This window comes from Azospirillum lipoferum, assembly GCF_024170005.1.
GTDB lineage: Bacteria > Pseudomonadota > Alphaproteobacteria > Azospirillales > Azospirillaceae > Azospirillum > Azospirillum lipoferum.
On the sequence record NZ_JALJXJ010000001.1, the window covers coordinates 488,803 to 512,874 of the forward strand.

Annotated in this window: 24 protein-coding genes; 14 read left to right on the top strand and 10 right to left on the bottom strand. The window is 66.7% G+C overall.

What is annotated here, in order from left to right; genetic code table 11:
- Positions 1-45: 45 nt before the first annotated feature.
- Positions 46-351: a hypothetical protein gene (locus J2848_RS02375; protein ID WP_149230836.1), complete on the bottom strand. Its 306-nt coding sequence runs from the start codon at positions 349-351 to the stop codon at positions 46-48.
- A 492-nt stretch (positions 352-843) separates the two neighbouring features.
- On the bottom strand, positions 844-1,131 hold the full coding sequence (locus tag J2848_RS02380) for a (2Fe-2S)-binding protein (protein ID WP_149230837.1): 288 nt from the start codon (positions 1,129-1,131) through the stop codon (positions 844-846).
- Positions 1,132-1,351: 220 nt separating this feature from the next.
- Here J2848_RS02380 and J2848_RS02385 point away from each other — a divergent pair, with 220 nt between their 5' ends.
- Positions 1,352-2,323: an SAM-dependent methyltransferase gene (locus J2848_RS02385; protein ID WP_246193778.1), complete on the top strand. Its 972-nt coding sequence runs from the start codon at positions 1,352-1,354 to the stop codon at positions 2,321-2,323.
- Positions 2,324-2,344: 21 nt separating this feature from the next.
- On the opposite strand, the gene J2848_RS02390 is transcribed toward J2848_RS02385, so the two are convergent.
- Both J2848_RS02390 and J2848_RS02395 read right to left on the bottom strand, forming a co-directional pair.
- Complete coding sequence (locus J2848_RS02390; protein WP_149230838.1) at positions 2,345-3,925, bottom strand: matrixin family metalloprotease; 1,581 nt, start codon at positions 3,923-3,925, stop codon at positions 2,345-2,347.
- A gap of 105 nt (positions 3,926-4,030) precedes the next feature.
- Complete coding sequence (locus tag J2848_RS02395; protein ID WP_149230839.1) at positions 4,031-5,017, bottom strand: patatin-like phospholipase family protein; 987 nt, start codon at positions 5,015-5,017, stop codon at positions 4,031-4,033.
- A gap of 339 nt (positions 5,018-5,356) precedes the next feature.
- Between J2848_RS02395 and J2848_RS35840 the strand changes: the two genes are divergently transcribed.
- The 5 genes from J2848_RS35840 (at position 5,357) to J2848_RS02415 (ending at position 11,655) form a co-directional block, all read left to right on the top strand.
- Positions 5,357-5,485, top strand: a complete 129-nt coding sequence (locus tag J2848_RS35840) for a hypothetical protein (protein WP_281288553.1) — start codon at positions 5,357-5,359, stop codon at positions 5,483-5,485.
- A gap of 295 nt (positions 5,486-5,780) precedes the next feature.
- Positions 5,781-6,488, top strand: a complete 708-nt coding sequence (locus J2848_RS02400) for a protein phosphatase CheZ (protein WP_149230840.1) — start codon at positions 5,781-5,783, stop codon at positions 6,486-6,488.
- 4 nt (positions 6,489-6,492) lie between these two features.
- Complete coding sequence (locus J2848_RS02405; RefSeq protein WP_149230841.1) at positions 6,493-7,347, top strand: flagellar motor protein MotB; 855 nt, start codon at positions 6,493-6,495, stop codon at positions 7,345-7,347.
- On the top strand, positions 7,344-8,060 hold the full coding sequence (locus tag J2848_RS02410) for a flagellar motor protein MotB (RefSeq protein ID WP_149230842.1): 717 nt from the start codon (positions 7,344-7,346) through the stop codon (positions 8,058-8,060). The genes J2848_RS02405 and J2848_RS02410 overlap by 4 nt, the downstream gene beginning before the upstream one ends.
- 1 nt (position 8,061) lies before the next feature.
- Positions 8,062-11,655: a tetratricopeptide repeat protein gene (locus J2848_RS02415; RefSeq protein WP_149230843.1), complete on the top strand. Its 3,594-nt coding sequence runs from the start codon at positions 8,062-8,064 to the stop codon at positions 11,653-11,655.
- Positions 11,656-11,723: 68 nt separating this feature from the next.
- Here the strand turns inward: J2848_RS02415 and J2848_RS02420 are convergent, their stop codons facing one another.
- The 6 genes from J2848_RS02420 to J2848_RS02445 all read right to left on the bottom strand — a co-directional run bounded on the left by J2848_RS02420 (position 11,724) and on the right by J2848_RS02445 (position 16,387).
- Positions 11,724-12,269, bottom strand: coding sequence for a fasciclin domain-containing protein (locus J2848_RS02420; RefSeq protein ID WP_149230844.1), 546 nt, complete (start codon positions 12,267-12,269; stop codon positions 11,724-11,726).
- 152 nt (positions 12,270-12,421) lie between these two features.
- The gene (locus J2848_RS02425) at positions 12,422-14,320 is read right to left on the bottom strand and encodes a potassium transporter Kup (RefSeq protein ID WP_149230845.1); all 1,899 of its coding nucleotides are present in this window, start codon (positions 14,318-14,320) and stop codon (positions 12,422-12,424) included.
- A 231-nt stretch (positions 14,321-14,551) separates the two neighbouring features.
- The gene (fliP, locus tag J2848_RS02430) at positions 14,552-15,340 is read right to left on the bottom strand and encodes a flagellar type III secretion system pore protein FliP (RefSeq protein WP_149230846.1); all 789 of its coding nucleotides are present in this window, start codon (positions 15,338-15,340) and stop codon (positions 14,552-14,554) included.
- On the bottom strand, positions 15,337-15,675 hold the full coding sequence (locus J2848_RS02435) for a FliO/MopB family protein (RefSeq protein WP_149230847.1): 339 nt from the start codon (positions 15,673-15,675) through the stop codon (positions 15,337-15,339). Before J2848_RS02435 ends, fliP begins: the two co-directional genes overlap by 4 nt.
- A gap of 23 nt (positions 15,676-15,698) precedes the next feature.
- On the bottom strand, positions 15,699-16,112 hold the full coding sequence (locus tag J2848_RS02440) for a hypothetical protein (RefSeq protein WP_149230848.1): 414 nt from the start codon (positions 16,110-16,112) through the stop codon (positions 15,699-15,701).
- Entirely contained in the window at positions 16,109-16,387 is a 279-nt protein-coding gene (locus J2848_RS02445) for an EscU/YscU/HrcU family type III secretion system export apparatus switch protein (protein WP_246193783.1), read from the bottom strand. Before J2848_RS02445 ends, J2848_RS02440 begins: the two co-directional genes overlap by 4 nt.
- 334 nt (positions 16,388-16,721) lie before the next feature.
- On the opposite strand from J2848_RS02445, the gene flgB reads away from it, so the two are divergent.
- From flgB to recA, 8 genes are all read left to right on the top strand, one after another.
- Positions 16,722-17,093, top strand: coding sequence for a flagellar basal body rod protein FlgB (gene flgB / locus J2848_RS02450; RefSeq protein WP_253568565.1), 372 nt, complete (start codon positions 16,722-16,724; stop codon positions 17,091-17,093).
- 53 nt (positions 17,094-17,146) lie between these two features.
- Positions 17,147-17,557, top strand: coding sequence for a flagellar basal body rod protein FlgC (gene flgC, locus J2848_RS02455; RefSeq protein WP_149230851.1), 411 nt, complete (start codon positions 17,147-17,149; stop codon positions 17,555-17,557).
- 52 nt (positions 17,558-17,609) lie between these two features.
- A complete protein-coding gene (fliE, locus tag J2848_RS02460) occupies positions 17,610-17,909 on the top strand; it encodes a flagellar hook-basal body complex protein FliE (protein WP_109106993.1) in 300 nt (99 codons plus the stop codon).
- A gap of 45 nt (positions 17,910-17,954) precedes the next feature.
- Positions 17,955-18,314, top strand: a complete 360-nt coding sequence (locus J2848_RS02465) for a flagellar biosynthetic protein FliQ (protein ID WP_149230852.1) — start codon at positions 17,955-17,957, stop codon at positions 18,312-18,314.
- Positions 18,311-19,081, top strand: a complete 771-nt coding sequence (gene fliR, locus J2848_RS02470; RefSeq protein ID WP_149230853.1) for a flagellar biosynthetic protein FliR — start codon at positions 18,311-18,313, stop codon at positions 19,079-19,081. Before J2848_RS02465 ends, fliR begins: the two co-directional genes overlap by 4 nt.
- 13 nt (positions 19,082-19,094) lie before the next feature.
- On the top strand, positions 19,095-20,171 hold the full coding sequence (gene flhB / locus J2848_RS02475; RefSeq protein ID WP_149230854.1) for a flagellar biosynthesis protein FlhB: 1,077 nt from the start codon (positions 19,095-19,097) through the stop codon (positions 20,169-20,171).
- Positions 20,172-20,302: 131 nt separating this feature from the next.
- On the top strand, positions 20,303-22,834 hold the full coding sequence (locus J2848_RS02480; protein WP_149230855.1) for a hybrid sensor histidine kinase/response regulator: 2,532 nt from the start codon (positions 20,303-20,305) through the stop codon (positions 22,832-22,834).
- Between the two features lie 152 nt (positions 22,835-22,986).
- Positions 22,987-24,066 carry a recombinase RecA gene (recA, locus tag J2848_RS02485; RefSeq protein ID WP_149230856.1) on the top strand — a complete coding sequence of 360 codons (1,080 nt, stop codon included), beginning with the start codon at positions 22,987-22,989 and terminating at the stop codon, positions 24,064-24,066.
- The last annotated feature ends 6 nt before the right edge of the window (positions 24,067-24,072 follow it).

The following is a 24,072-nucleotide window of genomic DNA, read 5'->3' on the forward strand; positions in this document are numbered from 1 at the left end:
CTCCCGCGGGAGAGGGCCTTTCACTTTTGAAGGGCTTCGCCGGCCTTATGCGGCCAGCAGGCGCAGATGGCCGTCGAAATCGTCGAGCGCACGCATCAGGTCCATCATCGCCTGATCGGCCTGGGCACGGGCGAAGGGCCAGGCGTCGTCGTCGGCCAGATGGGCGGCCTCGATGCGGGCGATGGCGCGATTGTTCAGGCCGCGAAGACGGTCGAGCGTGCGTTCCCACGTCTCTCGCCGGTCGCTGTCCGCACGTTCCACCATGGACCGCAGGGTTTCCATGCGGTCGGTGGCGCGCAGCACCAGATCACGGCTCAGCGTGTCGAAGGCTTGCCGGTTGCGGCGGCTCATGAAGTGTCCTCCTTTGATCCTCAACCGTTTTTGACCTCTCGGCCGATTGGCAGGATAGCCCCGTGCCGATACTGCGAAAACGCACCCGAAGCGCAGTTGGCACAGCCCGATTGGGAGATGCCGTCCTGTTCTTGCAGTGCGATTTAGCAATTGCGGAATGCCAGCCTGAATCCAAATCCCGCCGGGCTGCCCGATCCGTCAAGGACAAGGCAAACCCGGAGGCCAAGGAAGTCTTCCTGGTTGGATTGCGTTTCCTCCAGGGCTGGTTTCACCCGGCCCATTGGCGTTCTTATACGCCGTCATTTTGACGGCGTTCTTTTGTTTTGGTGACGCTTTTGTGCCGGATTGGCGGGGCCGGGTCAATCCGCCCAAAAATCATAGACGGCGCGCAATCTGTCGCAGCCTAAAGGCGAGGTTGTAGACCCGATATTGAGCGGAAAGTCGGAAGTGGTAGAGCCGGAGGAGAGCAGTCCTAGACTGATGTGCGCGCGGTCACTCGGCCGCGACGGCATAGGCGGGAATGGCCTCGGCGTTGGCGGCTTCCGGGATCGCGGTGGTGCAGCAGGGGGCTGACACCGGTGTCGCAGTGACGGTGGCGGCGGCCTGCTGGGCGCAGACGGCGCGGTGTTCGCTGGCCATGCTGCGCATGGTGGACACGCATTTGCCGCACTGAACCTGGCAATTGTGATGGCGGAACACCGAGGCCGGGGTCGTGGCGCCCTGATCGAACGCAGCCTTGATCTTCTTATCGTTCAACGCGTGGCAGATGCAGACGTACATAAGCCCTCGGCGACGGTCGGTTTCAGAAAGATGTCCCGAGCCCAGCAATAGCTGAGAGTGAGAATCGTTGTCAATGCAGCAATTGCGAGCCAATCGCATATAAGAGTTTCCGAGACGCTTTGTCACAGCCCCCTTCGCGTGACGCCGAAAGGGGTGGTCGGGGAAGGCGGTCGCATCCTTGCGCTTGCATTCGCCGGCCGGCGGCGGTAGCCCGTGTGGCATGGACGACAGCAGCCCCCAAAACGCACCCGGTACCGCTCCGCAAGCCCCTCCCGGCGCGGCGGTGACCCCGCTCGGCCAGACGGTCTATCTGGCGGCGGACGGCTTCCTCGACGATCTGGTGGCGGAACTGGGGGACGTCGCGACGGTCGACGGCCGGCTGGTCTTCGTCGACGGGCCGGCGCGGCCGGCGGCCTGGGCGCAGAACATCTGGTACGACCCGGTGCGCATCGAATTCGCCTCGATCAAGGGCGGGGCCAAGGCCTTGCGCGGGATCCAGCGCAATTGGGCGCTGTGGTCGCAACGGTATCACCGTCGCGCGGCTCTCATTCAGGAAAATCTGCCGCACGTCTCGGCAAAGCCGGTGGTCTTCCCGTCGCCGCTGCCGACCGCGCCTCTGGGGTCCTGGACGCTGACCGACGAGTCCACCATCATCGCCGCAGCGCGCTGCTCCAGCCCCTTCCGCAACGGTGAGGTGACCTTCGTCGAGAACCGCACCGCCCCGCCCAACCGTGCCTATCTGAAGCTGTGGGAGGCGCTGACCCTGTTCGGGGAGCAGCCGGGGCCGGGCGACCGCTGCCTCGACCTCGGTGCCTGCCCAGGTGGCTGGACCTGGGTGCTGCACGAGCTGGGGGCGTCGGTGGTCAGCGTCGACAAGGCGCCGCTTGATCCGGCCATCGCGGCCTTGCCGCGGGTGGAAATCCGCCAGGAGAGCGCCTTCGGCCTTAAGCCGGCGACGGTCGGGCCGGTGGATTGGCTGTGCTGCGACGTGATCTGTTATCCGACCCGGTTGCTGCGGCTGGTGAAGGAGTGGATGGACAGCGGGTTCGCCAAGCGCTTCATCTGCACGCTGAAGTTCCAGGCGGAAACCGACCATGAGACCGCCCGAGCCTTCGCCGAGATCCCCGGCGGCCGGGTGCTCCACCTGCACCACAACAAGCACGAGTTGACCTGGATATGGCCGGCGAAGTGACCGGCGCTCAGGCCCGTCTGTTCAGGCCACCGCCCGTCCCTCGGCATAGCCGAAGCTGACGTAATGCTGCTTGGCGGCGGTCAGGTTGCCGCCGACGGCCGTGTTGACGTCCGGGTTGGCGGCCAGATAGGCGGCGGCGTTGAAGCGGGTCAGCGAGCGGCCCTCCAGTCGGCCGCTGACGATGTAATGCAGCTCCGCCGCCTCGCGGTTGCTGCCGAAGGCGGCGATCAGGTCGGGGTTGCTGGCCTGGTAGGACAGTGTGTCGAACAGGGAGGAACTGCGGCCTTCGCGGTTGCCGACCTCGATGTAATGGCGGGTCGCGGCGGTGACGTCGCTGCCGAAGCTGCTCAGCAGGTCGCCATAGCCGGCGAGATAATTGTAGGGGTCGAAGCCGGTCAGGCTGCGCCCCTCATAGACGCCGGCGCCGACGAGATGCTGCGTTGCCGCTGCCGCGTTGGTGCCCAATGCCGCGATCAGGTCGGTGTTGGAGGCGACGTAGCGCAGCGCGTCGAAGCTGCCCGACACCATGGACGACAGCGCGGTGCTGCCGTCGGAGAAGCGTAGATACTCGATGTTGGTCAGCAGGTCGTTGCCGTCGGCGCCGCTGACGATATAGCGGCCGGCGTCCAGCAGTTGGACGCGGTACTGCGCCCGGCTGCCGCTGAAAACGGCGGTGTCGGTTCCGGCGCCGCCATCCAGGACATTGCCCAGATTGTTGACGGTGAAGCTGTCGTTCCCGCTGCCGCCGGTCGCCAGCTGTACCCTGGTGCCATAGGCCAGCGCCAGGAAGGTGGTGCTGCCGGCGCTGCTGAACTGGCCGGTGCGGAGGTCCAGCGACAGGGACAGCGTCTGGGCGCTGCCGTTCAGGCTGTTGTGGCCGTTGGGGTCCCACAGGGTGGTGAAGGTTCCGGTGTTCAGCGTGTAGCCGGTGTCGCCGGCTCCGGTCGCCATGTTGGCGCCGTAGAGATACTGGATCGCGGCGATGTCGTAGAGGCTGGGGCCGGTCAGGTAGGTGCCCGAGGGCAGCGCGTCGTTCTCGTTGTAGGACATGATGCTGTAGGCATAATTGTCCGTCGCTGCCGGCAGATAGGGGCCCTCCGTCCCGTCGTCGCTGCCGGCATTGTAGTCGCCGGGATGCTTCAGGCCCAACGCATGGCCGATTTCATGGATGACGGTCATGTAGCTGTAGCTGCCGACCGTCGGGTTGGCGTTGCCCGCGCTGTCGTTGGCCAGGAACACCTGACCGCCCTGGGTGCTGGTGGACGGATAATAGGCGTAGGCCGCCGACTGGCCGCTTTGCCGGTTGGTTCCGAAGGCAACCGCGGCGCTGGCGGCGTCGGAGATCTCCACGAAGCTGATGTTGGCGACGGCACTCCAGGCCGCCAGCGCCTGCCGGACGGCGGTGCGCTGGGCGGTGTTCATGGCGGCGAAGCCGGTAGAGTCGGTGGAGGAAACCTGCCGCGAACTCGTCAGGAACCCATAGGTGACGGTAACGGCGCCGCCGACGGAACTGCCGTCCAACACCGTGCCGTTGCTGCCCCAATGCGGCGTCCCGCTGGCGAGAAGGGTGGCGACGGTGTCGGACGGCGCAGATTGGCTCATGGGCGCTGGCTCTCGCGGCAGTCGGGGAGGGTGCCCGGGCGGACGCCGGGTCACTGCGGATATCGGACTGATACGGAAGACCAGAACGGTCTCCAGCGCAACCGGTCAGGCGCGGCGCAGGGCCAGTTCGATGGAGGGGCGCAGCATGGAGGCGGCGGCATGGCCGATCTCCACCGCTTCGGCGGCGCGGTCGAATTCCAGGATGCCGATATGGGCCAGCCGCGGCGCGATCAGCACGTCCGGCGGTTCGCCGGCCAAACGGGACCGGGTGATGCGGTCCTGCATGATATCGATGGAACCGGCCATCACCTCCAGCGCGTTGGGCATCTGCTTGTGGGCCTGGGCGTCGTCGATCTGGTCGGCCAGGAACTGGGTGCGCCGGCTGGGCTTGCGGCCGAGCCAGGTGGAGATCTGGCTGGTCAGGTGCGACAGGGCGGGGGAGGTGGCATCGCCGCCGGCCACCACCGGCTCCGGGGCCTTGGCCGTCACTGTCTTGCCATTGCCGCGGCCATTCGGCCGGCCCAGCGGCGACAGTTCGCTGTTCAGGTTGACCGCGACCACCACATCGGCGCCCAGCGCCCGGCAGAGCGAAACCGGCACCGGGTTGACCAGCGCGCCGTCCACCAGCAGGTGGTGGTCGCGCCGCACCGCCGGGAACAGGCCGGGCATTGCGGCCGACGCCAGCACCGCCGACATCAGGGGCCCGTCGCGCAGCCAGATCTCGCGCCCGGTCGACAGGTCGGTGGCGACCGTGGCGAAGGGGAAGGGCAGATCCTCGATCAGGACGTTGCTGCGCTCGTTGTCGAAACGCCCGAACGCCTTCTCCGCCGCCACCAGACCGCCGCGGCGGAAGGTGAGGTCGATGATGCCCAGCATGCCGAGCCAGCCCATCTTCTGTGCCCAGGCCTGAAGCTCGTCCAATTGGTCGGTCAGATAGGCCGCCCCCACCGCAGCGCCGATGGAGGTGCCGCAGATGACGTCGGGCCTGATCCCGATCTCCTCGAGCGCGCGCAGGACGCCGATATGCGCCCAGCCGCGCGCCGCACCGCTGCCCAGCGCAAGCCCGATCTTCAGGTCGGTTCCCTTCGCCATCCGCATCTCCCATCGGCGCCCCCGGCATCGGAGGCCAGATGCCTCCGGCATCGGAGGCTTGATCTAGAGCTTATCATCTAGGCATCGCCGCCCGGTATCGGAAGCGGCCGTAAGTGGCACGCCGCCGGAGACGGGCTCATCGCCGCCCGCGAGATGGGAAATATAAAAAATTTGACCGATGTTTGACCTGGATCAGGAGTCTCACCCCCGTGACTGTGGCATTTCTGTGCCAGTGGTCAGGGATGATCGCACCGGATGGCGATTTTAACCATGCGTCAACTGGACCCGATGCAGTTTCGTTGCGTTGCAATGTAGTTCTCGAACCCCGGAAGGTTTGTCATGGCCGACGAACTGAAAAGCTTCAGAAAGGACTGGAAACGCTGGTCGACGACGGAGCGGCTGATTGCCGTCACCGTGCTGGTCCTGATCGCGCTTCTTGGTGCGCCGGCCGCCGCCGGTCTGTTCTGATCCAGGTCCCCGGCGATGCCCGCGCCGATGCGGTCGCGCGGGCCACAGTGTGACGCGCTGGCAACTCAGGCGCTGTGACAGGACCATCGGCAGGGTCATCTTTACGGGCTCTTAACCCTCCCGCCATAGGCTTGGACGGCTCGGACAGTTCCTGGGACGGTTGGGCGCCACAAGCGGTCGGAGCATCGAACCTCCGGCCACGAAAGGCACCGACGGTGCGCTCGCTGGAGGGCGCGGACCGGGGAGGTTCCGGCATATTCCGCCAAGGCTTTGCCCCTCTCGCTGGACACGCCCGATGACCTTCTCCGCCCAATCCGCCGTGACGGAACAGAAGCTCCTGAGACAGCGCCTCGACACCGCTTTCGCCGAGGCTGCGCAGCCGCTGTCGCGTGAGGAGGTGACGGACATCGTCCGCAACATCCTGGGCAGCCTGGACGGCGACATCTCCGCCACCGACCTGCGCCTGTACAAGGAGGTCGTCGACCTCGCCAAGTACATCGAGACGGCCAAGCAGGAGATCGCGGCGCTCCAGCCGGCCGAAATCCGCGACGAGCACATCCGCACTGCGACGGACGAGCTGGACGCAGTGATCGGTGCGACGGAGAAGGCGACCTTCGCCATCTTCGATGCCTGCGACGCCATCGGTGCCATCGCCGGCCAGTCGGACGCCGACACCTCGGCGAAGCTGAACGAGCAGATCACCGCGATCTACGAAGCCTGCAACTTCCAGGATATTACCGGCCAGCGCATCAGCAAGGTGGTGCGCACGCTGAAGCACATCGAATCGAAGGTCGACATGATCGTCGCCGCCTTCGGCAGCGAGGTGCGGCAGAACCACGCCCCGCGGCTGGCCAAGCTGGCGGCGGAAGAGGCGGAGGCCGCTGCCCATTTCGAGCCGATGAGTGCGGAGGAAGCGGATCAGCAGCTTCTGCACGGCCCGCAGCTGCCCGGCAACGCCATGGACCAGGACGAGATCGACCGTCTGCTGGCCAGCTTCGACTGACGCCATGCTGCCCGGCTCCCTCATCAGCAGGTCCGGCGGCCACGCGGCCCAAGGTGCTGGAACCGGCACCGGGACCACCGCTGGCCCGGGGGCGGGGAATGCCGGGCTGCCGCTGCCGCTACGGGCCGGGCGTGCCGCAGGTGCGGATGGGCATGCCAACCCGAACAACGGCAGCATTCTCCTTCTGCTGTCGCTGTTCCTGCTGCTTCTGGTCTTCTTCATCGTGCTGAACGCCCATTCGGTGCAGACGGTGCAGAAGGTGAAGGCGGTCGCCGCCTCGCTGGAGCGGACCTTCCCCAGCTTCGTCATCGATCCGCGCCTGCGCGAGGGATCCGAACCGGTGGCCTCGCGTGCCGGGACCGTCTTCGCCGTACAGCGGCTGGAGGATGTCGGGACCCTGTTCGCCACGACCGTCGCGGTGTCCAAGGTGGAGGTGGTCGCCCCCGGCCAGTTGCTGGAGGTACGTCTGCCCGCGGACGACCTGTTCCTTCCCGGTACCATGACCCTGCGGGCGGACCGCCAGGGGCTGATCGACCGCATCGCCGATGCGTTGCGCCAGTCGCGCCAGGGCGAGCGGGTGGAACTGGACGCGCTGCTCGGCATCGGCCCGACGGGAACGCCGAGCCAGCCGCCGGGGCCGGTCGCCCGTGCCGGCGTGCTGGCCCGCGCGCTGGTCGAGGATGGGGCGCCGGCCCGCAACGTCACCGTCGGGATCGAACGTGGCGAGCCCGGGGGGGTACGGCTGCTGTTCTCCCTGCGCTGGGACGATGAGGGGGCAACCCGGCCGGCCGCAAAGCCGGCAGCGGCGAAGATGGCTGCGGCGAAGACGGCACCGACTGGTGGCGAGGTGCGGAAATGATCCGTGTTCCCGGGATCGCCGGCAAGGCAGGATCGGATGATCGCGGTGGCCATCGCAAGACGCTGTGGCTGATCAGCTTCACCGACCTGATCTCCTTGATGCTCGCCTTCTTCGTGCTGATGTATTCGATGAGCGAGCCGGAGGCCGAGCGCTGGACCCGTCTGGCGAAGGGCGTGTCGGAGGCGATCCCCGCCGCGCGGTCCACCGCCAGCACGCCGTCCGACCGGCCGAACGACCCCGGTGCCGCCTTCAACGCCATGGCGGTGGAGGCAAGGGCGGCCATCGACCTGCATTATCTGGCGGCCTTGTTGGGAAGTCACCTGCGGTCGAATGCGGAGCTGGCGGTGGTCGATGTCCGGCGCGAGGATGACCGGGTCGTCATCCGCCTGCCCGGCGAGCGGATGTTCGATCCCACCGGCGCCGCCTTCACCGAGGAGGGGCGACGGGTTCTGTTCCTGCTGGGCGCCGTCATCGGCCGCATCGGAAACCGCATCGAGCTGGTCGGCCATGCCGAGCACGAGGATGCGACCGGTGGCGTCGCCTGGGAACGGGCTCTGACCCGGGCGGTGGCGGTATCCGCGGCTCTGCGCGAGACCGGCTATCGCCGCGATCTGGTGGCGCGGGCGGTGATGATGCCGGTGGACAGGGCGGGAATTGCCGGTGGTGGGCGCCTGCCGGTGGACATCGTGGTGCGAGAGGAAGGAGCTGATTGAGGTGACGGACCGGTCGGCCCATCGAAGGAAGCGCTGGCTGCGCGGCTGTGCCGCCGCGGTGGCGCTGCTGGCCGTGCCGGTTTTGCTGTCGCCCATGGCTGCTGACGCCGCCTCCGTGCCGGTGCGGGGCGGCACCCACAAGGATTTTGGCCGCTTGGTCTTCGACTGGCCGGGCAAGGTCGATTTCACTGCGGCGGTAGAGGGCGACCGGCTGGTCATCAGCTTCACCGAGCCGATCGACGCCCCGCTGGACCGGCTGGTGCGGGCGCTGCCCGACTATCTCGCCTCCGGACGGGTGGAGGCCGACGGCAAGACCGTCTCCTTCGACCTGAAGCGTCCGGTCGCACTGAAGAGTTTCCGCAACGGCAACGCCGTCGCCATCGACCTGTCGCCCGCGGCGGCGGGAGCCGCGTCGCAACAGGCCGCGGCGGCCGCCAAGAGTGAGAGTGCGACACCCGCGCCTGCGCCTGCGAAGGCGGATTCCGCGAAGCCGGTGGCGTCCGCCGGCCGGCTGCGGGTGCAGGGGACCGACCAGCCCGACCAGAGCCGCCTGAGCTTCGATTGGCCGGCACCGGTCGGATACAAGGTGAGCCGTGACGGCGCCGCGGTGACGGTCGCATTCGAGAAGGGCGGCACCGCCGACCTGTCGGCCCTGTCGAAGGCGCCGCTGCGCAACATCCGGAACATCGAATCCTACCGCCAGCCCGACGGGTCGCTGGCGGTGACGCTCGCCGTGCCGCAAGACGCCGAGGTGGCCGACAGCGTGTCCGGCAAGTCGATGGTGCTGTCCGTCGGCAATCCGGGCTCCCGCGCCGGGTTGCCCAAGAGCGAAGGGGCGTCCTCCCAGGGCGCTCCGACCGGGCCGGGGAATGCCGGGGGGAACGCTGGGGCAAGCCAGGGGACCAGCCAGCCGGTCCCGGCGAAGGATGTGGTTAAGGAAGGTGGCAAGGACGCACCGACGGTGGCGTCGGCGACTTCCGGCCGCTCGGCCGCAACGGCGAATGCCGCCGCAGCCACCCCGGCCGCCACCCCGGCAACTCCGCCCGCCGCCGCGCCGCCGGCCGACGTCAAGGCGGCGCCCGCGGTGTCTGCGGATGCGAAGGCCCAGCCGGCGGCCGGTCTGAAGGGGCCGGTTCTGACCTTCGACACCGGGGGGCCGGCCTCCATTGCCGTCTATCCGCGGGCGGGGCAGCTGTATATCGCGTTCGACCGGCCGATGCCGATCGGCGCCGGCAAGCTCAGCGGCCCCGGTTCCGAACTGATGGGGGCGGTGGAGCCGGTTCCAGCGACCGGCGGCAGTGTCTTCCGCACCAAGATCGGCCCGATGGTATGGCCGACGGTGGAGCGGCAGGGTACCACGTGGCGCATCCTGTCCTCCGCCCGCCCCGCCAACATGGGCAGCGCCGGCGATCTGCGGGTGGAGCCCGACCCCGATTTCCTGCTGGGTGCCCGGCTGCTGGTACGGGCGCCCGACGCAGCCAACGTGGTGCAGTTCGCCGATCCCGACGTCGGCGACCGCATCCAGGTGGTGCCGCTGCCCAGCCCGGGGCAGGGTGTGCCCGAACCCCACCGCTACCCCGATCTGGAGGTCATGGCTTCCTATCAGGGCGTGGTGGTGCGGCCGATCTCCGACAATGTGACGGTGCGGGCGATCAAGGAGGGGGTGGAACTGACCACTGCCGGCGGCCTGCACATCTCGCCTGCCGCCGATGCCGGCAACCCGGCCGTTGCACCGCCGCCCGCCCAGGCGTCCGCTCCGCCGCAGGCGGCGCCCCAGCCGGTTCCGGCGCAACTGGCTGCGGCTCCGGTTCCGGTCCCGCCGACCGGCGGCGCATCGGCCGCGATGGAACCGCCCAAGGCGCAGCCGGCCCAGATGCAGGGCCGCCGGCTGTTCAACCTGCCGGCCTGGAAGCGCGGCGACCTCGACCATTTCACCGAGGCGCGGCAGGATCTTCAGCTTGCCGTCGTCAATGCCCCGGAATCGGAGCGGGCCAAGGCGCAGCTCGACCTCGCACGCTTCTATTTCGCCAACGGGTTCGGGCAGGAGACGCTCGGCCTGCTGGACGTGCTGCAACAGAACCAGCCCGACCTGGAAGGCTGGCCGGAGTTCCGGGCGTTGCGCGGTGCCGCCCGCGTGCTGACCGGCGATCTGGATGGCGGCGAGGCCGACCTGTCGATCTCCGCGCTGGCCGGCAATCCGGAGGCCAACCTGTGGCGCGCCGCCATCGCCGCCGACCGCCGCGACTGGCCCAAGGCGATGGCTGGATTCAAGGCGTCCGGCCAGATCCTGAACAGCTACCCCGACCCGATGCTCGGCAAGCTCGGGCTGCGGGCGGCGGAGGCGGCGCTGGAAACGCGCGATACCGCCACCGCCAAACGGCTGTTCGACCGCGTCATCGAGCATGGCGGCCCCGATCAGGAGGAGAACCCGCAGACCCAGTATCTGCGCGGCCTGCTCTATGCCCAGACCGGCGAGATCGATCAGGCGCGCCAGCAACTGACTGCCGCCTATAACAGCTATGACCGGCTGTACCGCGCCAAGGCCGGGCTGGCGCTGACCAATCTGGAACTGTCGGAAGGCAAGATGTCGCCGACGGCGGCGGCGGAGCAGCTGGCCGGTCTGACCTTCACCTGGCGCGGCGATGATCTGGAGATGCAGATCCGCTCGCGCATGGGCGAGGTGCTGATCGCCGGTGGCGAATATGCCAAGGGCTTCAACACGATGAAGGAAACGGCGGCCCTGGTCGCCGACACGCCCAGGGCGGAGGCGATCACCAAGGAGATGTCGCGCATCTTTGCCGACCTGTTCAAGGATGGAGCGCAGCGCCTGCCGACGCTGGACGCCATGCAGCTCTACGACCAGTTCCGCGAGCTGACCCCGGTGGGCGAGGCCGGCGACGAGATCATCCGGCAGCTGGCCGAACGGCTGATTTCCATCGACCTGCTGAACCGGGCGGCCGACCTGCTGCAGCATCAGGTGGAATACCGGCTGTCCGGGCTGGACAAGGCGCGGGTCGGCACACGGCTGGCCTCCGTTCGGCTGCTCGACAACAAGCCTGATGAGGCGTTGAAGGCGCTGGAGCTGTCGAACGTCGCCGGACTGCCGGCCGATCTGGCGGCCGAACGCCGGCTGATGCAGGCCAAGGCGCTGGCGGAGCTGAACCGCGGTGACGAGGCGATGCAGCTTCTGGCCCAGGACGACAGCACCAACGCCAACCTGCTGCGCGTCGACATCGCCTGGAAGGGGCAGAAGTGGGATGCGGCGGCACTGGCGCTGAACAAGGTGATCGGGCCGCCGCCTTCGCCCGGCAAGCCGCTCGACCCCAACATGTCGCAGCTGGTGCTGAACCGGGCCGTGGCGCTGGCGCTGGCCGGCGACGGCAACGGGTTGAACCTGTTGAAGAAGGACTTCGAAGGGTCGATGAAGGGCGGGCCGAACGAGGATGCTTTCCGCATTCTGACCCGCCCCGAACAGGCGATGGGCCTGATCGACGTCGGCACGATCCGCTCCCGCGTCGCGGAAGTGGATATGTTCAAGAAGTTCTTGAAGCAGTATCGCGGCGGCAAGCAGTCAGCCGACAAGCCGACTTCATAAGGCAGCGGCATGCCAAGCGGGGGATTGCTGCACCCTGCCGCCCGCTCGCCGTAACGCGCCTTGGGCCGTCACTTCGGCAGCAGAACCTTGTCGATGACATGGACGACGCCGTTGGACTGCTGGACGTCGGCGATGGTCACGCGGGCGGTGTTGCCCGACGCATCGGCGACCGTCACGGTGTCGCCGGACTGGGTGAAGGTCAGCGGCATCCCTTCCACCGTCTTCAACATCGCCTTGCCGTTGCCCTTCCTGATGTCCGCCACGATGTCCTTGGCGTCCAGCTTGCCGGGAATGACGTGGTAGGTCAGCACCTTGGTCAGCTGGCCCTTGTTCTCCGGCTTCAGCAGGGTGTCGACCGTGCCGGCGGGCAATGCAGCGAAGGCCTCGTTGGTCGGGGCGAAGACGGTGAAGGGACCCTTGCCGCTCAGCGTGTCGACCAGCCCGGCGGCCTTTACGGCGGCGACGAGCGTGGTGTGGTCCTTCGACTGGGACGCGTTCTCCACGATGGTCTTGCTGGGGTACATCGGCGCGCCTCCGACCATCTTTTCCATGGCGGCATTGGCGCAACCGGCAAAAAGAAGGGTGGCGATCGCCACGGTGGCAACCTTCTTCATAGCATTCCCTCTTGTCGGTGAAGGTCCGCTTCCCGCGGACACATCACCGTTACGGGGGAGCCTTTCGTTCAGATCACCACCGTTTCTGTGCAGGACACCAATTTTTGCCTGCTCGGAGGGGCTAATTCCTCAGTGGTAGCGTGAGACGACCACTACAGCTGTACCTGTGTGCCGAGTTCCACCACGCGGTTAGGCGGCAGCTTGAAGAAGTCGGTGGCGCTGACCGAGGTGCGGGACATCACCACGAACAGTTTCTCCCGCCACAGTGCCATCTGGGAGTTCATCTGCGGGATCAGCGTCTCGCGGCCCAGGAAGAAGGAGGTCGCCATCACGTCGAACTCCAGGCCGAACGCCTTGCACAGGCGTAGCGCCTTGGGAATGTTCGGCTCCTGCGAGAAGCCGTAGCGCACGGTGATGCGGTAGAAACCATCGGCCAGCCCCTCCACCAGCACGCGGTCCTTGGCGGGAACGCGCGGCACGTCGTCGACCACCACGGTGACGAAGACGACGCGTTCGTGCAGGACCTGATTGTGCTTGAGGTTGTGCAGCAGGGCGATCGGCACGGTGTTGGAACTGGAGGTCATGAAGACCGCGGTTCCCTTCACGCGATGGATCTCGCCTTTTTTCGCCTGCCGCTGGATGAAGGCGTCGAGCGGCAACGATTCCTCGGCCAGCCGCCTGGTCAGCACGGCGCGGCCGCGGCGCCAAGTGGACATCAGGCCCAGCGTGATGCAGGCGATCACCAGCGGCACCCAGCCGCCATGGGGGATCTTCACCGCATTGGCGGCGAAGAAGGAGATTTCCACCGTCAGGAAGGAGGCGCCGACGGCGAAGCAGAGCGGCAGGCTCCAGTTCCAGCGGCGGCGCGCCACCACCAGGAACAGGCTGGTGGTGATGATCATGTCGCCGGTTACCGCGATGCCATAAGCGGCGGCAAGGCGGCTGGAGGATTGGAAGACCAGCACCAGTCCCAGCACCGCGGCCAGCAGGCCCCAGTTGGCGCGGGGGATGTAGATCTGCCCCTCCTCCTCGTTGGAGGTGTGGCGGATGTCAAGCCGTGGGCAAAGCCCGAGCTGAACCGCCTGCCGGGTCAGGGAGAACACGCCGGAGATCACCGCCTGGCTGGCGATGACGGCCGCTGCGGTGGACAAGCCGATCAGTGGATAGAGCGCCCAGTCCGGAGCCAGCAGGTAGAAAGGGCTGCGCACCGCCGTCGGGTCGTTCAGCAGAAGCGCGCACTGGCCCAGATAGTTCAGCAGCAGCGCCGGAAGCACGACCGCCAGCCAGGCCACCTGGATGGGGCGGCGGCCGAAATGCCCCATATCGGCATAGAGCGCCTCGCCGCCGGTCACCGCCAGCACCACCGCGCCCAAAACCAGGAAACCGGCAACGCCATGATTCCCGAAGAAGGAGATGGCGTAGAAGGGGTTGAAGGCGACCAGCACGCTCGGCTGTTCGATCACTTCCAGCAGCCCCAGGACGCCGAGCGTGGTGAACCAGGCCAGCATGATCGGACCGAACAACGCCCCGACACGCGAGGTGCCGTGGCTCTGGATGGCGAACAGGGCGATCACGATGGCAACGGTCAGCGGCACCACCGCCGATTCCAGCGCCGGTTCCGCCACGCCCAGGCCCTCCACCGCCGACAGCACGGACATCGCCGGGGTGATCATGCCGTCGCCGTAGAACAGCGAGGCACCGAAAAGCCCCAGTGCGGTCAGCAGGGTCAGCCGGCCGGACGCATCCGGCCGCGTCTTGGACGCCAGCGCCAGCAGGGAGAGGATGCCGCCCTCGCCCTTGTTGTCTGCCCGCATGACGAAGCCCACATATTTGACGGTGACGACCATGACCAGCGCCCAGAACACCAGGGACATGATGCCGAGCACGTTGTCATGGGTCAGCGGCAGCCCATGTTCGCCGCCGAAGCATTCGCGCAGCGTGTAGAGCGGGCTGGTGCCGATGTCGCCAAAGACGACGCCCAGCGCACCCAGGGTCAGCGTCGCGAGCTTGCCGGTGTCGGGCTGCGCGGCCTTCAAAGCGGTATCAGTCATGCAGTGGTTGCGGTCCGAAGTTGGTCCGTCGTTCGATAACGCGCCGTTCGATGGCGCCCGTCGATGACGCCCGACGGGCCGCGATGTCCCGGGCTGCTCATCCCGTCGACGCGCATCGTCTTTCCTCATACGCGTTTACGGCGCCCAACGCCAGCGTGGGCTTGCACCCCTGTCCGCCGGCCTGGGGGATGCGACGAAGTGCGCAGGGCTTTTCGCGTCCGGCGTGTGGTGTCAGAGCGTTCCGAAGCTGCGGGCCAGCGATCCGGCGATCAGATACCACCCGTCGACCAGAACGAAGAAGATGATCTTGAACGGGATGGCGACCATGGTCGGCGGCAACATCATCATGCCCATCGACATCAGGATCGACGACACCACCATGTCGATGATCAGGAACGGCAGGAACAGCAGGAAGCCGATCTCGAAGCCGCGCTTGATCTCCGAGATCATGAAGGCCGGGACCAGCACGTGCAGCGGCATGTCGTTCGCCTCGGGCACGGACTGGATGCGGGCCATGTCCATGAACAGGCGGAGGTCCTTCTCGGCCGTGTGATGCAGCATGAAGTCGCGAAGCGGGGCCACCGTGCGGCGGAACGCCTCCATCTCGTCGATTTCCTGGTTCATCAGCGGCTGGATGCCCTGGGTGTAGCTGCGTTCGAACACCGGAGCCATGACGAAGAAGGTCAGGAAGAGGGCCAGCGACATCATCACCGTGGTCGGCGGCACCTGCTGCACGCCCAGCGCGTTGCGCAGGAAAGACAGCACGATGACGATGCGGGTGAAGGCGGTCATCATGATCAGGATCGACGGCGCCAGCGACAGAACCGTGATCAGCCCGATGGTCTGAACGATTCGGCCGGTGGCGGTGCCGCCGGCATCGCCCAGGTCGAAGGTCAGGCTCTGCGCCAGCGCCGGCCCGGCGCTCAGGCCCAGCGCCACGCCGACGGCGAGCGCCAACGCCAAGCCGGCGGCGGCCGGCTTCCAGAAGGATCCGAGACGGCGGAGGATGACCCGCATCATCGCGGCTCGCTCCCCACCGCAGCGGTATCGGCGGGTGCAGCCTCGGCTCCGGCGAGTGCGGTGTCGAACCCGCCGGCCGGGGCGCTGTCGACCAGCAGGTCGCCATTGGCGCTCAGCAGGATCAGATGCTCGCGATCGTCGCGGCGGACCAGGACCAGCCGGCGCTTGGCGTCGATCGGCAGAGCCTCCACCATGCTCAGCCGGCGCTGACGGGCGCGTCCACGCACCGCGCCGCCGGCCATGCCGACCCGGCGCATCACCCAGGCGACGACCATGATCAGCGCCACCACGAAGATGAGCGCCATCAGGAACCGGATATACTGGTCGAGATCCATGGAAACGGCAGGCTTTCTCTAGATTAAGGCGTGTCGTCCGGCAGGGCCGGAGCGGCCGGACCAGCGGTGCGGCCATAGGCGACAGCCGCACGCTGGCGGGCGGTGTGCGGATCGTCGCGGCCGGCCAGCGCGGCGGCGATGGCGTCCTCCCGCCGGTTCTTCTGGTCGGTCAGGGCGGCGGCCAGCGGACCCAGGGCCGCGGCCAGATCGCCGAGCGGGCCGAGCAGGGTGCGCGCCTCTCCCCGCGGCAGAGCCTCGGCGGCGAGGCAGAGATGGGCGACGCGGTCCTCCAGCCCGGCGAGGTCGATCAGGATGCCGGCCTCCGCCTGCGCCCGAGCATCGTCGAGCGTGCCAGCCAGCGCTGTCGCCCGTTCCGCAATCCGGGCGACCGATTCGGCGCCGTCTGAGACAAGGGGCGGGGATGGCGGACGGGTCACGGCTTGTCCTCCTCCGGAATGTCATCGGATCGCGGCTCCGGCGGCAGGGTGCCGTTGGCGCGGTAGACATGGGCCAGGACCTCCGCCACCGCGGCGATGGCCTCGACCGGGATGTCGCTGTCGACCTCGATGGCGGACAGGATTTCGACCAGATCGGCGTCCTCGCGCACCTTTACGCCGTTGGCGAAGGCAAGCTCCAGGATCTGCTCGGCCACCGTGCCCTTGCCGGTGGCGACGATCCGCGGCAGAGTCTCCGTTCCCAACGCGTACTTCAGCGCGACCGCGACCGGGCGCCGGGCGGCAGGCGGCCTCTTGCCGGCAGGTGAGCCAGCAGGTGGCGGGGCGGGAGGGCGTGCTTGCGCGGACAACAGGCGGCCTTGGTCAGAGGGTCCTTCCTGCGCCGCATCCTGGACCGGTAGGCTTAACGAACTGTAAAGGCGGGCCTGTCAGCCGACTTCCGTCGGCAGGGATTCATCCTTCGTTAACGCAAACGGGCGACCATTGGACACTATAGAAATGCCCGGATCGGGCGGCGTTCAGCGATATCGCGGACTCAAGGGCGGCGGGATCAGGGCGATGGACCTCGGAAATCTCGGACTCTTCAAACTGATGTCGCGCAAGATGGACTGGCTGACCCAACGCCAGGAAGTCCTGTCGCAGAACATCGCCAATGCCGACACGCCGGAGTACAAGAGCCGGGACCTGAAGCCGTTCAGCTTCCGCGATGCGCTCAGCGACAGCCGGCGGCTGACTCCGGTGGCGACCAACGCGTCCCATCTGGCCGGCACCCGCGGGGCCGGCGGCATGACCCAGGAACAGAAGGTGCGCGACCCGTACGAGACGGCGCCGGACGGCAACAACGTCGTCCTGGAAGACCAGATGATGCGGATGAGCCAGAGTTCGATGGATTACCAGACCATCACCAACCTGTATAAAAAGCAGGTGGCGATGATCAAGTCGGCGATCCGCTCGGGCAGCTGAATGTCTTCGGGGTGCCGGTCGGCTTTCAGGCTGGTTTGTGAGGAGGTGGTGCGATGGATCTCTATAAATCGATGGCGGTTTCCGCATCGGGCATGAAGGCGCAGGGCACGCGCCTGAAGGTCATTTCGGAGAATCTGGCCAACGCCAACACCACCGCCGAAACGCCGGGCGATCTGCCCTATCGCCGCAAGACGGTCATCTTCAAGAACGAGTTGGACCGGGCGATGGACGTCGACAAGGTCCGCGTCGCCAAGGTCGACGTGGACAAGAGCGACTTCCAGCGCAAGTACGACCCGTCCCACCCGTCGGCCGATGCCGACGGCTATGTCCTGCTGCCCAACGTCAATTCGGTGGTGGAGGCGATGGACATGCGCGAGGCCCAGCGCAGCTACGAAGCCAACCTGTCGGCGATCGACACCGCGCGGCAGATGCTGACCCGCACCATCGACATCCTGCGCGGCTGACGCCCGCAACTTCCATCGCCATCATCCCTTCTGACCGACCGGAACCGCCGCCATGATCAATCCGCTGAACGCCGCCGCGGCCTATGCCACCACCGCCGCCAAGACGACCGGCCCCGGCATGGCCGCCCGCGACGGTGTCTCCTTCGGTGATGTGCTGGAACAGGCGGCCAAGGAGAGCATCGGCACCCTGAAGAAGAGCGAGGACATGTCGGCGCTGGCCGCCGTCGGCAAGGCCGACCTGAACGACGTCGTCCAGGCGGTGACCAACGCCGAGGTGACGCTGCAGACCGTCACCGCTGTGCGTGACAAGGTGCTGAACGCCTATCAGGAAATCCTGCGCATGCCGATGTGACGGCGTTCGCCCGCGTCCACACATCGTCCTGCACCGTCTGCGATCATGAACGAGACCGAAGTCATCGAGCTTTGCCGCACCTCGATCGTCACGCTGGTGATTGTCTGCGGGCCGATTCTGGTCATCATGATGGCGGTGGGCACCATCATCTCGATCTTCCAGGCCGTCACCCAGATCAGCGAGCAGACGCTCGCCATGGTGCCGAAGGTGCTGCTGGTCTTCGGGCTCAGCATTCTGCTGATGCCCTTCATGCTGGGCAAGCTGACCGAGTTCTTCGAGCATGAGGTGGCCGACCGCATCGTCGCCATCGGCGTCGGCGCCACCGACAATGGCGGCGCCCCCTTCACGCCCGGCACCGGCGTGACGCCCCCGCCGGCTCCCACCGCCGCCGCGGCGGGTCAATGAATATCCTGCAACAGCTTCTGGGCGAGCAGATCTTCGTCTGGATGTTGGTCTTCATGCGGGTAGGTACCGCCTTCAGCGTGATGCCAACCATCGGCGACGCCTTCGTTCCCACCCGCACGCGCCTGCTGTTCGCGCTGGCGGTCAGCATGCTGGTGGCGCCGGCGATCCGGCCGATGCTGCCGCCGATGCCGGGCAACCCGTTCCAACTGCTGGTTCTGGCCGCCGGGGAGATGACCATCGGCATCTTTATGGGCACCATCGCCCGACTGCTGATGGGCGCGCTGGAGGTGGCCGGAACCATCATCAGTCTGCAGAGCGGTCTGGCCAACGCGCAGATCTTCAACCCGGCGCTGGCCACATCCGGATCGCTGCCCGGTTCGCTGATGGGCTGGCTGGGGTTGCTTCTGCTGTTCGTCACCGACCTGCACCATCTGCTGATCATGGCGGTGGTCGACAGTTATTCCACCTTCACGCCCGGTGCCGCCATCCCGATCGACGACATGGCGAATGTGATCGGGCAACTCGTGTCGAAGAGCTTCATGATGGGGGTGCAGATGTCCGCACCCTTCCTGATCACCGGCATCCTGTTCGCTTTGGCGCTGGGGTTGCTGAACAAGCTGGCGCCGCAGGTGCAGGTGTTCCAGCTGTTCACCTCGGTCCAGGTGCTGCTGGGGCTGTTCATGTTCGCGCTGACGCTGGGTGCGATGATGCTGTTCTGGCTCTCGCGCTTCGAATCGACCTTCGTCGAATTCCTGAAGCCGCTGTAGAAGGGGGACGCCGGTGTCGGAAGAGGCGGACGAGTCCTCCAAAACAGAGGACCCGACATCCAAAAAGCTCGACGAGGCCCACAAACAGGGCCAGTTCGCAATGACCCGCGAGGCCGCGAACTGGTTGATGGTCGCGGCGATGCTGGTGGTTCTGGTCTCCATCCTGCCCGGCACGATGAAGGGGCTGGTCTTCCGCCTGAACTATTATTTCGAAAACCTGGACCGCCTCACCTTCGACCGGGCCGGGGTTGGCGCCTTGCTGTTTCGGGTGATGAGCGACACCATGTGGGCGCTGTGGCTGCCCATCCTGCTGTTCGTGGTGGCCGGCGTTCTGTCGACCATCGGGCAGACGGGGTTCCACATCTCGTGGGAACTGATCTCGCCCAAGTTCGGCAAGCTGAACCCGCTGCCCGGCCTGATGAACATGTTCAAGGCCAACCAGGGCGTGGAGCTGCTGAAGAGCATCGTCAAGCTGGGGGTGGTCGGCGGCGTTGCCTATATGGCGCTGGTCCCGATGTTCGGCGGCATCGAGGCTTATATCGGCATCGACATCGTCGCCATGCTGCTGCAGATGGACGGGCTGGCCCACCGGCTGCTGGTCTGGGTTCTGGTCGTCCTCACCTTCATCGCTGCCGGCGACTTCATCTGGCAGAAGCAGCAATTCGACAAGAAGATGAAGATGACCAAGCAGGAGGTGAAGGACGAGCATAAGCAGCAGGAAGGCGACCCCGTGGTCAAGGGCCGCATCCGCCAGATCCGGTTCGAGCGCGCGCGCAAGCGCATGATGGCGGCGGTACCCAACGCCGACGTGGTGGTCACCAACCCGACCCACTTCGCCGTCGCGCTGAAATACGACCCCAGTCAGATGGGCGCACCGATGGTGCTGGCGAAGGGCGTCGATCAGGTGGCCTTCAAGATCCGCGAGATCGCCGAATCGAACAATGTTCCGGTCATAGAAAACCCACCTCTTGCCCGTGCGCTCTATGCCGCTTGCGATATCGACGAAGAAGTTCCATCCGAGCATTATCGGGCGGTCGCCGAAGTCATCACCTATGTCTTCAAGCTGAAAGGGCGGGCGCTGCGTAACTGACCTGGGCGCAACTGACCCGGCTCCGCAACGGTTGACGGGATCGGGTGTGCCGGCCGACGATCCGGGCGGTGCGATGGGCATGTCCGGACCGGGGCATTTCCCGGCGGGACCGTGTGGGGTTTGGAGTATTGGTGGACGAGACAACTTCCCTTTCCGACACCGCGCGCAATGCAGTGAACCGTCGGGCTTCGTCCGGCGGGGTGCTGATGATGGCCCAATATGCGCTGGCGCCCGCCGGGCTTCTGGTGCTGGCCGCCGGGTTGCTGGTGGACCGCGACTCGGTCGTCTGGTTGGGGGCGGCACTGGCGACCGCGGGCGTGGCCCTGCTGATCGCCCGCAGCGTCTCGGTGGTGCGGCGGTCGGCGCACATTGGCGCGCTTCTCGGCGGGGCGCTGGAAGGGATGCCAGCCGGACAGCTGGTCTGCGACGGGGCCGGCGACGTGGTGTTCGTCAACGCAGCCTTCCGTGAACTGGCGGGCTGGCGCCGCGGCGAACGGCCGCTGGACGCCCTGGCCCGCCAATTCTCCGGCGACCCCGACAGCGCGCGCGAGTTCCGCCGCCTGCGCGAGCGGGTGAAGGCAGGGGCCGCCGCCTCCGCGGAGCTGGCGATCCCGGCCCTGGACCACAACCCGCCGGAATGGCGCAAGGTGCAAGGCCAGCCGGTGGGCGGCTTTCCCGGCTCCGTCCACTGGCGGATCGAGGACATCACCGCCCGGCGCGAGCTGGAACATGTCATGTTGCGCGAGCAGGCCAAGCTTGCCGACTTTATGGAGCATGCGCCGGTCGGCTTCTTCTCGGTCGACCAGAACGGCAATTTCCTGTTCGTGAACGCCACGCTGGCCCAATGGCTGGAGGCCGCTCCCGGCGACCTGACGGACGGCGAATCGCAGCTGCACGGGATCCTGGCGGCACCGCCGCTCTCAGCCGCCCCTTATGACCTGTTCGACCATGGCGGGAGCGAGCAGCGCGGCGAGCTGACCATGGTGGGGCTGCGCGGACGGCGGTTCCAGGTCGCGGTGGCGCAGAGCGTGGTGCATGCCGACGACGGCACCATCCACACGCGGTCGGTGGTGCGCGACCTGTCCCCCGAGCGGGAATGGCAGGAGGCATTGCGTCAGTCGGAGCAGCGGTTCCAGCGCTTCTTCGAAGATGCGCCGATCGGCATCGCGCTGGTCGACGAGACCGGGCAGCTGACCGAATGCAACGAGGCCTTCCTGGCGCTGATCGGCAGCGAGGCGGGCAGCGTCATCAACCGTCCGATGGCCGACCTGATCGTCCCGGCGGAGCGTGAGGCGGTGATCGCCCGGCTGAAGTCGGTGCAGGGCGGCGCCGATCCGGCCCACCCGCTGGAGGTGCGGCTGTCCGGCGGGCGGGAACTGACCGCCCAGCTCTATGCCCGGCGCCTCGCCAACCCGGTGCGCACCGACGGCCGGGGAGACGGAACGCGCGGCGACGGTGTCGGCCTGATCCTGCACTTCATCGACATGACCGAGCGCAAGAGTCTGGAGGCCCAGTTCGCCCAGTCGCAGAAGATGCAGGCGGTCGGCCAGCTGGCCGGCGGCGTGGCGCACGACTTCAACAACCTGCTGACGGCGATGATCGGCTTTTGCGACCTGCTGCTGCTGCGGCACAAGCCGGGCGACCAGTCCTTCAGCGACATCATGCAGATCAAGCAGAACGCCAACCGCGCCGCCAACCTCGTGCGGCAGCTGCTGGCCTTCTCGCGCCAGCAGACCTTGCAGCCGCGCGTCATCAACGTGACCGACGTGCTGGCGGAACTGGCAAACCTGCTGCGCCGGCTGATCGGCGAGAACATCGAACTGAAGATGATTCATGGCCGCGACCTGGGGCTGGTCAAGGTCGACCAGAACCAGCTGGAGCAGGTCATCATCAATCTGGTGGTCAATGCCCGCGACGCCATGGCCGGCGGCGGCAAACTGACCATCAATACCACCAACTACGTCGTCACCCAGCCGGAACGGCGGGAGCATGAAACGGTGCCGTCCGGCAGCTATGTCTCGATCGAGGTGATCGACACCGGCTGCGGCATCGCGCGCGAGAACCTCCAGCGTATCTTCGAGCCGTTCTACACGACCAAGGAGGTCGGGTCGGGCACCGGGCTCGGCCTGTCGACGGTCTATGGCATCGTCCGGCAGACCGGCGGTTTTGTGCTGGTCGATTCGGCGGTGGGGGAGGGGACGACCTTCACCATCCTGCTGCCGCACCACCAGGGTGAACTGCGCCCGGTCGATACGGCGGAGCCGCGCGAACGCCGTGGCAGCGACCTGACCGGCACCGGTACCATCCTGCTGGTGGAGGACGAGGACGCCGTGCGTGTCTTCTCCGCCCGCGCCTTGCGCAACAAGGGCTATCAGGTGCTGGAGGCCAAGAATGGCGAGGCGGCCTTGCAGCAGATCGAGACCAACGGCGCGTCCATCGACCTGCTGATCACCGACGTGGTGATGCCGCAGATGGACGGCCCGACGCTGGCCCGCCATGTCCGCAGACTGCGCCCGGAGATGCGGGTGATCTTCATCTCCGGCTATGCCGAGGATCGGCTGGGCGAGATCGACGGCGTCGAAGTCGCCCATTTCCTGCCCAAGCCCTTCTCGCTGAAGCAGCTGGCGTCCAAGGTGAAGGAGGTCATCCGTGACGGGCGGTGAGCGGCAAATCCGCCCGCAAAAGCGTGCCCGGATATACCCCGTAAAATAGGAACGTACAGGCAACATCATCCCTTGCAAATGGGAACGAAGAGAGTACATTCAGCCTCGTTGCAAGCGCGCCGACCGTGTGTTCTAAGAGAGGGGTACCGGGCATGTCGTCCGCACAGCTTCGTTTGGTCGAGAAGGATTCCATGGACAAGCAGAAGGCGCTCGATGCCGCCCTGAGCCAGATCGAACGCGCGTTCGGCAAGGGCTCGATCATGAAGCTCGGCGCCAAGGAGAACTTGGTCGAGACGGAGGTCATTTCCACCGGCTCACTGGGTCTCGACATCGCGCTGGGCATCGGCGGTTTGCCGAAGGGCCGCATCATCGAAATCTACGGGCCGGAAAGCTCGGGCAAGACCACGCTGGCGCTGCACGCCATCGCCCAGGCCCAGAAGGCCGGTGGCACCTGCGCCTTCGTCGATGCCGAGCATGCGCTTGATCCGTCCTATGCCCGCAAGCTCGGCGTCAACATCGACGAGCTGCTGATCTCCCAGCCGGATGCCGGCGAGCAGGCGCTGGAGATCGCCGACACGCTGGTGCGCTCCGGCGCCATCGACGTTCTGGTTGTCGACTCGGTTGCCGCCCTGGTTCCGCGCGCCGAACTGGAAGGCGAGATGGGGGACAGCCATGTCGGCCTGCATGCCCGCCTGATGAGCCAGGCGCTGCGCAAGCTGACCGGTTCGATCTCCAAGTCGAACTGTCTGGTGATCTTCATCAACCAGATCCGCCTGAAGATCGGCGTGATGTTCGGCAACCCGGAGACGACGACCGGCGGCAACGCGCTGAAGTTCTACGCGTCCGTCCGTCTCGACATCCGTCGCATCGGTTCGATCAAGGACCGCGAGACCGTGGTCGGCAACCAGACCCGCGTCAAGGTGGTGAAGAACAAGATGGCCCCGCCGTTCCGCGTGGTCGAGTTCGACATCATGTATGGCGAAGGCGTGTCGAAGGTGGGCGAATTGCTCGACCTTGGCATCCAGGCCGGCGTGGTCGACAAGTCAGGCGCATGGTTCAGCTATGAGGGTACCCGGATCGGCCAGGGCCGCGAGAACGCCAAGAACTACCTGCGCAACAACCCCGAGGTCGCTGATGCGATCGAGGCCAAGATCCGCGGCAATGCCGGTCTGGTCGCCGACGCGATGATGGGCACCCCGGAAGCCGATGGCGAGTCCTCCACTCCGGAGTGAGGCCAA

Bases quoted from the DNA above. Each gene is read 5' to 3' on its own strand.
- J2848_RS02375 (WP_149230836.1), bottom strand. From the start codon at position 351: ATGAGCCGCCGCAACCGGCAAGCCTTCGACACGCTGAGCCGTGATCTG.
- J2848_RS02380 (WP_149230837.1), bottom strand. From the start codon at position 1,131: ATGTACGTCTGCATCTGCCACGCGTTGAACGATAAGAAGATCAAGGCT.
- J2848_RS02385 (WP_246193778.1), top strand. From the start codon at position 1,352: ATGGACGACAGCAGCCCCCAAAACGCACCCGGTACCGCTCCGCAAGCC.
- J2848_RS02390 (WP_149230838.1), bottom strand. From the start codon at position 3,925: ATGAGCCAATCTGCGCCGTCCGACACCGTCGCCACCCTTCTCGCCAGC.
- J2848_RS02395 (WP_149230839.1), bottom strand. From the start codon at position 5,017: ATGGCGAAGGGAACCGACCTGAAGATCGGGCTTGCGCTGGGCAGCGGT.
- J2848_RS35840 (WP_281288553.1), top strand. From the start codon at position 5,357: ATGGCCGACGAACTGAAAAGCTTCAGAAAGGACTGGAAACGCTGGTCG.
- J2848_RS02400 (WP_149230840.1), top strand. From the start codon at position 5,781: ATGACCTTCTCCGCCCAATCCGCCGTGACGGAACAGAAGCTCCTGAGA.
- J2848_RS02405 (WP_149230841.1), top strand. From the start codon at position 6,493: ATGCTGCCCGGCTCCCTCATCAGCAGGTCCGGCGGCCACGCGGCCCAA.
- J2848_RS02410 (WP_149230842.1), top strand. From the start codon at position 7,344: ATGATCCGTGTTCCCGGGATCGCCGGCAAGGCAGGATCGGATGATCGC.
- J2848_RS02420 (WP_149230844.1), bottom strand. From the start codon at position 12,269: ATGAAGAAGGTTGCCACCGTGGCGATCGCCACCCTTCTTTTTGCCGGT.
- J2848_RS02425 (WP_149230845.1), bottom strand. From the start codon at position 14,320: ATGACTGATACCGCTTTGAAGGCCGCGCAGCCCGACACCGGCAAGCTC.
- fliP (WP_149230846.1), bottom strand. From the start codon at position 15,340: ATGATGCGGGTCATCCTCCGCCGTCTCGGATCCTTCTGGAAGCCGGCC.
- J2848_RS02435 (WP_149230847.1), bottom strand. From the start codon at position 15,675: ATGGATCTCGACCAGTATATCCGGTTCCTGATGGCGCTCATCTTCGTG.
- flgB (WP_253568565.1), top strand. From the start codon at position 16,722: ATGTCGCGCAAGATGGACTGGCTGACCCAACGCCAGGAAGTCCTGTCG.
- flgC (WP_149230851.1), top strand. From the start codon at position 17,147: ATGGATCTCTATAAATCGATGGCGGTTTCCGCATCGGGCATGAAGGCG.
- fliE (WP_109106993.1), top strand. From the start codon at position 17,610: ATGATCAATCCGCTGAACGCCGCCGCGGCCTATGCCACCACCGCCGCC.
- J2848_RS02465 (WP_149230852.1), top strand. From the start codon at position 17,955: ATGAACGAGACCGAAGTCATCGAGCTTTGCCGCACCTCGATCGTCACG.
- fliR (WP_149230853.1), top strand. From the start codon at position 18,311: ATGAATATCCTGCAACAGCTTCTGGGCGAGCAGATCTTCGTCTGGATG.
- recA (WP_149230856.1), top strand. From the start codon at position 22,987: ATGTCGTCCGCACAGCTTCGTTTGGTCGAGAAGGATTCCATGGACAAG.